The organism is Candidatus Methylomirabilota bacterium (assembly GCA_036001065.1).
Classification (GTDB): domain Bacteria; phylum Methylomirabilota; class Methylomirabilia; order Rokubacteriales; family CSP1-6; genus MNEF01.
Window position 1 is genome coordinate 1 of the sequence record DASYUQ010000028.1, and the last position, 9,142, is coordinate 9,142.

The 9,142-nt window shown below is 70.3% G+C and carries 9 protein-coding genes; 6 read left to right on the forward strand and 3 right to left on the reverse strand.

Annotation, left to right across the window (positions count from 1 at the left end; all coding sequences use genetic code 11):
- Window positions 1–423: 423 nt before the first annotated feature.
- On the forward strand, window positions 424–1,065 hold the full coding sequence (locus VGV13_02475; protein HEV8639943.1) for a GAF domain-containing protein: 642 nt from the start codon (window positions 424–426) through the stop codon (window positions 1,063–1,065).
- Between the two features lie 107 nt (window positions 1,066–1,172).
- Here the strand turns inward: VGV13_02475 and VGV13_02480 are convergent, their stop codons facing one another.
- Window positions 1,173–1,337, reverse strand: coding sequence for a hypothetical protein (locus VGV13_02480; GenBank protein ID HEV8639944.1), 165 nt, complete (start codon window positions 1,335–1,337; stop codon window positions 1,173–1,175).
- Window positions 1,338–1,400: 63 nt separating this feature from the next.
- Here VGV13_02480 and VGV13_02485 point away from each other — a divergent pair, with 63 nt between their 5' ends.
- The 5 genes from VGV13_02485 to VGV13_02505 are packed head-to-tail and all read left to right on the forward strand — an operon-like array spanning window position 1,401 to window position 7,516.
- On the forward strand, window positions 1,401–2,534 hold the full coding sequence (locus VGV13_02485; protein HEV8639945.1) for a BMP family ABC transporter substrate-binding protein: 1,134 nt from the start codon (window positions 1,401–1,403) through the stop codon (window positions 2,532–2,534).
- Between the two features lie 3 nt (window positions 2,535–2,537).
- Window positions 2,538–3,581, forward strand: a complete 1,044-nt coding sequence (locus VGV13_02490; GenBank protein HEV8639946.1) for an ABC transporter permease — start codon at window positions 2,538–2,540, stop codon at window positions 3,579–3,581.
- 1 nt (window position 3,582) lies between these two features.
- Window positions 3,583–4,512: an ABC transporter permease gene (locus VGV13_02495; GenBank protein ID HEV8639947.1), complete on the forward strand. Its 930-nt coding sequence runs from the start codon at window positions 3,583–3,585 to the stop codon at window positions 4,510–4,512.
- Complete coding sequence (locus VGV13_02500; protein ID HEV8639948.1) at window positions 4,509–6,026, forward strand: ABC transporter ATP-binding protein; 1,518 nt, start codon at window positions 4,509–4,511, stop codon at window positions 6,024–6,026. Before VGV13_02495 ends, VGV13_02500 begins: the two co-directional genes overlap by 4 nt.
- Window positions 6,023–7,516 (forward strand): amidohydrolase, encoded by a 1,494-nt coding sequence (locus tag VGV13_02505; protein ID HEV8639949.1) that lies wholly within the window; start codon window positions 6,023–6,025, stop codon window positions 7,514–7,516. The genes VGV13_02500 and VGV13_02505 overlap by 4 nt, the downstream gene beginning before the upstream one ends.
- Here the strand turns inward: VGV13_02505 and VGV13_02510 are convergent.
- Window positions 7,497–8,543: an LLM class flavin-dependent oxidoreductase gene (locus VGV13_02510; GenBank protein ID HEV8639950.1), complete on the reverse strand. Its 1,047-nt coding sequence runs from the start codon at window positions 8,541–8,543 to the stop codon at window positions 7,497–7,499. The two genes, VGV13_02505 and VGV13_02510, sit on opposite strands and share 20 nt — an antisense overlap.
- A 2-nt stretch (window positions 8,544–8,545) precedes the next feature.
- Window positions 8,546–9,118: a thiamine pyrophosphate-dependent enzyme gene (locus VGV13_02515; protein ID HEV8639951.1), complete on the reverse strand. Its 573-nt coding sequence runs from the start codon at window positions 9,116–9,118 to the stop codon at window positions 8,546–8,548.
- Between the last annotated feature and the right edge of the window lie 24 nt (window positions 9,119–9,142).

The window sequence follows — 9,142 nt, forward strand, 5'->3', positions numbered from 1 at the left end:
AGCCTGGCGATACGCGCAGATAACCGCGCTCGCCGCACTCCTCACGACGGGATGCAGTCTGCTGCCCCCTGCGCCTCCGGGGGCGCTTGCGCACGATGCATATCAGTGCCACCACAAGGAGCAGTTGGCCTACGTAGGGGCGGCGCGGTATCTCGCCGGCGCCGGCACGGCGCCAGACAGGACTAGTGCCGTTCCAACTATTCGCGCCTAGGAAGGCACCGTGTACGTCGTTCGTGGACAGATTTAGTATCAACAAGTTGGAACGGCACTAGTGCGTTTGCATCAGAGATGTGTCGGCACCGGACGGTGCTAAAGTGACCAGTCGACTGGCTGCTGAAACGAGCATGCAGGCCAAATCTCCAGTCGGCGCGGCGGCTTTCGGTGCGATCTCGGTTTGGTACAAGGCTTGCTCGGTAGAACGTCGTGACCCCAGACGACGAGGGACCAATGCTTGCGGACGGCGGCAGTGGGGACTTCCCCGAGGATCTCGTGGGCGATCTCCCCGAAGCGCTGGTCCGACTCGACCAGGAACTGGCCGCCCTCGCCCTCACGCATTCTGGGAACCACCTCCACGCAGCGCTCGACCGGTTGCTGACGTGGCTTCGTCGGCTAGTCCGAGCGGACGGCGGCGCGATCTACCTGCGGCACGGCGAAATCCTGAGGCTCACTGTGGTTCAAAACGATACTCTTGAGCGCGAGTGGGGCCTCCACACCCTGCGGTCGTGGCTCCAGGACCTCGCACTTCCCATCGCCGCGAACAGCATCGCCGGGTACGTTGCGCGCACCCGCGACGCGGTCAATGTCCCGGACGTGGATCACATTCCTGCCGGTGCCCCGTACGAGTTCAATCCTGCGCTCGACGACCCGACCTACCGATACCGCTCGATCCTGGCCGTCCCAATTGAGCAGGAGCCAGCCGGGGTCCTCGGCGTCCTTCAGCTCATCAATGCGCTTGACGAAGCCGGCCAACCCGTCGCGTTTGGGCGGGGGACAGAAGGGCTCGTCCGCCGGTACGCCGTCCTGGCCGCCTACGTCATCGCCACGCGGTCTGATCTGAGCCCCTAGAGATCGCGGCGGTCCCAGGAGGCCGGTGGCGGGCGCTGAACGCGCCGTCGCCGCTCTCATCGCTGGCCTGTCGGAGTCGCCACAGGGGGCCCGGGCCCCTCGGCGGTCTAGCGGGAGCAGAAAGTCGTCACCTGCCGGTCCCGGCGGTGCCCGTCGTCACACCCGACCCAGCGGAGGAACTCGTTGGTGGCGAGGTCGAACACGTGGTCGATCCACTCGGGCCGGACGACGTCGCGATAGACGTCGAAGGGCGCGGCCACGTCGTCGGTCACGGTAGCCAGGCTCCCCGTTTTTGTTTATTGTATGTCGCCCCCATCGGGGAGGAGGAACGAGCCATGAGCGATGTGACCCTGACGCGCCGCCAGGTCGCCACCGGCACCGCCGGCCTCCTGGCCGCCAGCAGCTTGACCGGCCTCCTGCCCGGCCGGGAGGCCCGCGCCGCCGTGAAGCCGCTGACGGTGGGCTTCATCTACGTCGGACCCAAAAACGACTACGGCTGGAACCAGGCGCATGCGGTGGCGGCCAAGAAGATCGCCCGGCTGGAGGGCGTGAAGCTCATCGAGCAGGAGAACGTGCCGGAGACGGTCGAGGCCGAGAAGGTCATGGAGGGCATGATCCGGCACGACGGGGCCAAGGCGGTCTTCGCCAGCTCGTTCGGCTACTGGCCGAACGTCCTCAAGCTCGCCCCCAAGCACCCCGACGTGCTCTTCGTCCACATCGGCGCCCTCTGGAAGGACGGCGATCCCAAGAACACGATCGGCTACCGGGGCTACATGGAGGAGCCGCACTATCTCTGCGGCGTGGCCGCCGGGCACGCGACCAGGACAGGCAAGATCGGCTTCATCGGGAGCAAGCCCCTCTATTTCATCTTCAACAACGCCAACGGGTTCATCCTGGGCGCCCGCGCGGTCAACCCGAGCATCACCTGCCAGGTGGTGATCACCGGCGACTGGAACAATCCGGTCCGGGAGGCGGAGGTCACCAACAGCCTGATCGACCAGGGCGTCGATGTGATCGTGGCCAACGTCGACAGCGCCAAGGTCGTGGTCGAGAACGCCGAGCGGCGCGGGATCTATAGCTGCGGCTACCACACCGACGTGAGCGAGCTGGCGCCCAAGGGCTTTCTCACCGGCGCCGAGTGGAACTGGGCCGCCGGCGCCCAGTTCGTGAAGGCCTGGCAAACCGGCGGCTCGTACCCGAATCTCCTGCGCGGCGGCTTCCGTCAGGACATGGTGGCGATCAGCCCCTTCGGCCGGTCGGTGTCGCCGGAGGTGCGGAGCAAGATCCTCAAGATCCGGCAGGCCTTCATCGACGACACGTTCAAGCTCTACCAGGGGCCGCTCAAGGACAACGAGGGCAACGTCATCCTCAAAGAGGGCCAGGTCATCGCCAACGACGACAACAAGTTCAAGCTCGCCGTCAACTTCCTCGTCGAGGGCGCGATCGGGAAGACCGGCCTCAAGAAGTAGCCGGTGCTGGTCCGGTCGTGGGCGGAGACGGCGGCGATCTCGGCAGCCGCGCTCCTGGCCGCGCTGGTCCTGTTCGGGGCCTTCGTCGTGCTCCGCGGCCTCAGCCCGCTCGAGGTCTACGCCGCCCTCTTCCTGGGCGCCTTCGGTACCTGGTTCTCGATCGAGCAGACGCTCACCCAGGCCGCGCCCCTCATGCTGACGGGGCTCTGCACGGCCCTGCCGGCCCGGGCCGGGCTGCTGGTAATCGGCGGGGAGGGCGCGCTGGTGGTCGGCGGCGTGGCCGCGGTCCTGGCCGGCGTGACGCTGGCGGGATGGCCCCCGCCTCTCGCGGTCGCCCTGATGTGCGTGACCGGAGCTCTGGCCGGCGGCCTCTGGATCGGCGTGGCCGGTGCCTTGCGCCACTGGCGCGGCGTGAACGAGACGATTTGCACCTTGCTGTTGAACTACATCGCCATCGCGGTCATGAACCACCTGGTCACCGGCCCAATCCGCGACTTCGCCCAGGTCCTAAAGCCGGCGAGCTGGAGCATCGGCGAGCGGCTCATGATCGGCGAGCTGCCGGGGACGGGTGTGCACTGGGGCCTGGCCTTCGGCGTCGTCGCCTGTCTCCTGACCTGGGGGCTGATGCGGCACACCACCTTCGGCTTCGCCGTCGACATCCTCGGCGGCAACGTCCGCGCCGCCCAGACGGCGGGACTGCCCGTCGGGGCGATGGTGCTGGCCACGTGCTTCATCGGCGGCGCCGCCGCCGGGCTGGCCGGCACCATCGAGATCGTCGCCGTCCACGGCTTCGCCAGCTCGTCGCTGGTCGTCGGCTACGGTTACGCCGGCATCCTGGTGGCTTTCCTGGCACGGCAGAACCCTCTGGCGGTGGTCTTCGTGGCGATCCTCCTGGGTGGGATCTCCGCCAGCGGCGGTCTCCTCCAGCGGCGCTTCGGTCTGCCCGACGCCGCCACGCTCGTGCTCCGGGGGTTGCTGTTCGTCGCCGTGCTGGCGGGTAACACGCTCTACGGGCGATTCAAAATCTTCCGGTCGCCGACGGTGTGACGTGCCGCCCGCGACGGATCTCGGCTGGTGGGGCGTACTGATCGCGGTGCTCGGCGGCGCCGCCCGGGTCTCCACGCCCTACCTCTTCGTGAGCCTCGGCGAGACGCTCACCGAGAAGAGCGGCCGCGTGAACCTCGGGCTGGAGGGCACGCTCGTCATGGGCGCCATGAGCGCCTACGCCGTCGCCTACCTCAGCGGCTCGCCGTGGCTGGGCGTGCTCGTCGCGGGCGCGGCGGGCGCGGCGTTCGGCCTCCTGCACGGCGGCGTCTCCACCCTGCCCCGCGTCAACGACATCGCCGTCGGCATCGCCCTGTTCCTCCTGGGCACGGGGCTGGCGTTCTATCTCGGCAAGCCCTTCATCGAGCCGGTGGCGCCGCGGCTGCCGCACCTGGCACTCGGCGCCTGGAGCGCCTCGCCTCAGATCCGGGCGGCGCTGGAGCTCAACGCGCTGTTCGTGGTCGGGGCGGTGCTGGCGCCGCTTCTCATGTGGGCCCTGCACCACACGCGGTGGGGCCTCGTCGTGCGGACCGCCGGCGACAACGCCGATGCGGCGAAGGCCCTCGGGTATTCGGTCGGCGCCGTGCGGACGCTGAGCACCATGGCCGGAGGCTTCCTGGCCGGCGTGGGCGGATCGTTCCTGTCGCTCTATTACCCGGGAACGTGGAACGAGGGCCTGTCGAGCGGTCAGGGACTGATGGCGATCGCGCTCGTCATCTTCGCGCGCTGGAACCCCATCCACTGCTTCTGGGTCTCGCTGCTCTTCGGCGGCGCCACCGCGCTGGGGCCGGCGCTACAATCGGTGGGCATCGCGTCCAACTACTACCTCTACGGCGCCGCGCCGTACGTCCTGACGCTGATCCTCCTCATCGCCAGCTCCTCGCCCCGGCACGCGCTGGCCGGCGCGCCCAGCGAGCTCACCATCAGCAAATGACGGGGGTCCCCCCGGCCGTCGAGGTCCTCGGCATGACCAAGCGCTTCGGCGATCTGGTAGCGCTCGACGGCGTGTCGCTGGCGCTCGGGCCCGGCAGCTTCCAGGCCGTCCTCGGGGAGAACGGCGCCGGCAAGAGCACGCTCGTGAAGTGCATCATGGGCTACCACCGGCCGGACGCCGGCCGCGTGCTGGTCGGCGGCCGGGAGTGCGCGATCGGCAACCCGCGGCAGGCCCACCGGCTCGGCTTCGGCATGGTGTACCAACACTTCACGCTGGTGCCGAGCATGACGGTGGCCGAGAACCTCGTCCTCGGCGCCGAGGATCTGCCCGCGGTCATCCGGTGGGACGAGGAGCGCGCGAAGATCGACGCCTTCCAGCGGCGGATGCCCTTCGCGATCGATCCCGACCGGCCGGTCGCGACCCTGGCCGCCGGCGAGAAGCAGAAGGTGGAGATCCTCAAGCAGCTCTACCTCGGGCGCCGTATCCTCATCCTGGACGAGCCGACCAGCGTGCTCACGCCGGACGAGGCGGACCAGATCCTGGGAGTCATGCGTGAGCTGACGGAGGAGCGCCGGCTCACCGTGGTCCTGATCACCCACAAGTTGCGGGAGGCGCTGGGGTTCGCGCGAGAGGTCACCGTGCTTCGCGGCGGGCGGCGGGTCGGCGGCGGGCCAGTGAAGGACCTCACCCGGGACGACCTGGTCAGGATGATGATCGGCTCCGCGAGCATCCCCGAGCCGGCCGCGCGACAGGCGCCGGCGCAACCGGCCATCGGGCTCGAGCTCGAGCGCCTGACCGTCCTCAACGACAAGGGCACCGTGGCCGTCCGCGGCGCCACGCTGCGCGTCCACGCCGGCGAGATCGTGGGGGTGGCCGGCGTGTCCGGCAACGGGCAGCGCGAGCTGGTCGAGGTCCTGGCCGGGCAGCGCGAGCCGGGGTCGGGCGCGATCCGGGTGGGCGGCACCGTCTACGCGCGGACGCGGGCGGAGATGCGCCGCCATCGCGTGTTCGTCCTGACCGACGAGCCCCTCCGCAACGCCTGCGTGCGCACCATGTCGGTCGCCGAGAATCTCGCCTTCCGCAACTTCGACGACCGCCGGAACACGATCGGCGGCTGGCTGGTGAGCCGGCGGGCGCTGCGGGCCCAGGCGCGCGCGCTGATCGAGCGCTACCGCATCCGGACGCCGGGCCCCCAGGCGCCTCTGGAGACGCTCTCGGGCGGCAACGTTCAGCGGACCGTGCTGGCGCGCGAGCTGTCCGAAGACGTCCGGGTCCTCATCGCCCAGAACCCGTGCGCCGGGCTCGACTTCGCAGCGACCGCCGAGATCCGCGCCCGGATCATGGGCGCGCGCAACGCCGGCGCGGCCGTCCTGCTGATCAGCGAGGATCTCGACGAGCTCCTCGAGCTGGCCGACCGCATCGTGGTGATGTTCGAGGGCCGGCTCGTGCACGAGACGCCCCGGGAGACGGCGGACGCGCACACCATCGGTCACTACATGGCGAGCCAGCCGTGACGACGGCGACGGTCATTCGCGGGGGACGGGTGCTCGACATCGGCGGCCACCGGGGCGAGCCCGCCGACGTCCTGATCGCGGGCGACACCATCCGGGAGATCGGCCGTCCGGGGATGGCCGCGCCCGCCGGCGCCGCCGACATTGACGCGCACGATCGGCTGCTCATCCCCGGGCTCGTCAACGCCCACACGCACGCCCACGGGGCGCTCTCGCGAGGCCTGGTCCCCGACCGCGCGCCGCTGGAGGTGCTGCTGACCGGGAGCACCGCCGTGAACGGCAACCGGACGCTGGAGGACAAGTATCTCTCCGCCCAGCTCTCCGCCATCGAGATGGTGCGCCGGGGCTGCACCGCCTGCTACGACCTCTTCGTCGAGTTTCCCCTGCCCACGGTCGAGGGCGTGCAGGCCGTCGCCCGCGCCTACCACGACGTGGGCCTGCGGGCCGTGGTGGCGCCGATGATGGCCGACCGCACGCTCTGGCAGGCCCTGCCCGGGCTCGTGGAGTCGGTGCCGGAGCCGGCGCGGCGCCAGGTGGAGCAGATCCGAACCGCGCCCTGGGAGGCGAGCATCCAGGCTTGCCGCGAGATCCTCCGCACCTGGCCGTTCGATCGGGCGCGCGTGCGTCCGGCGCTGGGCCCGACTATCCCGCTGCACTGCAGCGACGAGTTCCTCAGGGGCTGCCGGGACTTGGCCCGGGAGTTCGACGTCGGGCTGCAGACCCATCTGGCCGAGTCCCGGGCCCAGGCCGTGCTGGGGCGGAAGAAGTACGGCAAGACGCTGACGGCGCACCTGGGCAACCTCGGGCTGCTCGGCCCTCGGTTCAGCGGCGCGCACGCGGTCTGGCTGGAGGCCGACGACGTCAAGCGGCTCGCCGACGCCGGAGCGAGCGTCGCCCACAACCCGCTCAGCAATCTCCGGCTCGGCTCGGGGGTGGCGCACGTGCGTCAGATGCTGGAGGGCGGCCTCCGCGTGGGCGTCGGCACCGATTCCGCCAGCTCCTCCGACACGCAGAACATGTTCGAGGCGACCCGGCTCGCCAGCTATCTCTCACGAATCCAGACGCCCGACTTCAGCCGCTGGCTGACGGTCGACGAGGCGCTCACCATGGCCACGGCGGGAAGCGCCGGTGTCCTCGGCATGCCGGAGCAGATCGGCCGGCTGGCCCCGGGCTTCAAGGCCGACATCGTGTTCCTGGACCTCGCCAACGTCAACTACGTGCCGCTCAACGACGTGATGCTCCAGCTCGTCAACGGCGAGAGCGGGTCCGCGGTCGACCGCGTCATGATCGACGGACGCCTGGTGCTCGATCGCGGCCGCCTGCTGACGGTGGACGAGGCCCGGGTGCGGGGCGAGGCCGAGGCGGCGACCGCGCGGCTGCGGGCCGCCAACGCGGAGACGCTGGCCCTGGCCCGCTCGCTGGAGGGCTTCGTCGGCGCGTTCTGCCTGGGGCTGGCCCGCGCGGCCGGGGGGATCAGCTCAGGCGCGGCATGACCCGCTCGGCGAAGAGACGCATCGAGCGGAGCACCCGCTCGTGCGGAATCTGCCCGCCGGGGTTCATCCAGGCCGAGAGGCTCGAGAAGCCGATCGTCTCCTGGAGCTCCAGCAGGCGGTCGGCGACCGTCCCGGGGCTGCCGAAGACCGCCCGCTCGCGGAGCACGTCGTCGTAGGTGATCTCGGCCAGCCGCTGGGCGCGGCCCTCGCGCGCCTCGGTGGTCTGCTGGGAGGCCCCGTCCGATTTCTGCAGCGCCTTGGCGATCGCGCGGAAGAACTGCATGGTGCTCGCCTCGGCCTCGTCGCGCGCCTGCCGGTCCGTCTCCGCCACGTACACGGGGATGCTGAGCGCCACGTCGCCGCGGCCGGGATGGCCGGCAGCCGCCCGGCCCTCGTGGTAGCCGACGACGAAGCGTGTGAGGTCCGGGATGGAGACGGTGCGCGCAGCCAGGAACACCGGGTAGCCCATGCGCCCCACCAGCGGATACGTCTCCTGGGTGGTGGCGGCGATGCGCAGCGGCGGGTGCGGCTTCTGATAGGGCTTGGGCATCACGCACACGTCGCGGAACTGAAAGTACTTCCCCTCGTGGGTGAACCGCTCCTGGGTCCAGGCCTTGACCAGGATGTCGAGCGTCTCCAGGAAGCGGTCGCGGCTCTCGGTGTAGGGAATGTTGAAGCCCTGATAGTGCCCGGGCAGACCGCTGCGGCCGACGCCGAAGTCGAGCCGCCCCTTGGAGAGATGGTCGACCGTCGCCACGTCTTCGGCCAGCCGCAGCGGATGGCTCAGCGGCAGGACCTGGACGGCGATGCCGATCTTGACGCGCCGGGTGCAGGCGGCCAGGGCGGCGGCCACGACGAGGGGCGAGGACAGCACGGAGCGGTCCCTCTGGAAGTGCAGCTCCGCCAGCCACACGGCGTCGAGGCCGACCTCCTCGGCCGCCCGCATCTGCGCCAGCGACTCGTCGAAGGCCGCGGCCTCGCTCATCCCCGCCGGACACTGGAACTCCGTGAACAGGCCGCACTCCATGGCTAGGCCCCGACCCGAAGGAGCTTCTGGCGCAGCTCCTCAGCCTGCTGGTGGAACGGCTTGGCCCCGCGAGCGGTCATCGGCGTCTCGGCCGCCAGCCCCGTGACGAGCTCCACCAGCAGCGGCCCCTCCTCGGTGAGGATCTTGGGCAGCCGGCGGCGGAGCTCGCCGAGGTCGTCGATGGCGTAGGCGGCCCGATAGCCCGCGCCCTTGGCCATCATCACGAAGTCCACATCGAACCCGCCCGGGATGTCCTGCGCGCCGGAGGTGTGGTAGACGCCGTTCTTGAACAGGAAGTGCACCAGGTTGCGCGGCCGGGCTCCGGCGATGGTGGCGAGCGAGCCGAGCTGCATGAGGAGCGAGCCGTCGCCGTCGAGGACCAGCACGCGCCGCTCCGGCCGGGCCAGGGCCAGCCCGAGCCCGAGGGCGGAGGCGCCGCCCATGAAGCCGACGCAGGTGACCGACAGGTCGTCGGGCGCCAGGGTCCGCCAGGCGGGCGCCGTGGTCATCGTCGGCACGCAGATCGCGTCGCCCCGCTCGGCGGCTATCGCGCGGAGCACCTCTTCCGGCTTCATGGCCATCTAGTGCCGTTCCAACTA

Coding starts and splice junctions, on each gene's coding strand:
- VGV13_02485 (HEV8639945.1), top strand. CDS start 1,401: ATGAGCGATGTGACCCTGACGCGCCGCCAGGTCGCCACCGGCACCGCC.
- VGV13_02500 (HEV8639948.1), top strand. CDS start 4,509: ATGACGGGGGTCCCCCCGGCCGTCGAGGTCCTCGGCATGACCAAGCGC.
- VGV13_02510 (HEV8639950.1), bottom strand. CDS start 8,543: ATGGAGTGCGGCCTGTTCACGGAGTTCCAGTGTCCGGCGGGGATGAGC.
- VGV13_02515 (HEV8639951.1), bottom strand. CDS start 9,118: ATGAAGCCGGAAGAGGTGCTCCGCGCGATAGCCGCCGAGCGGGGCGAC.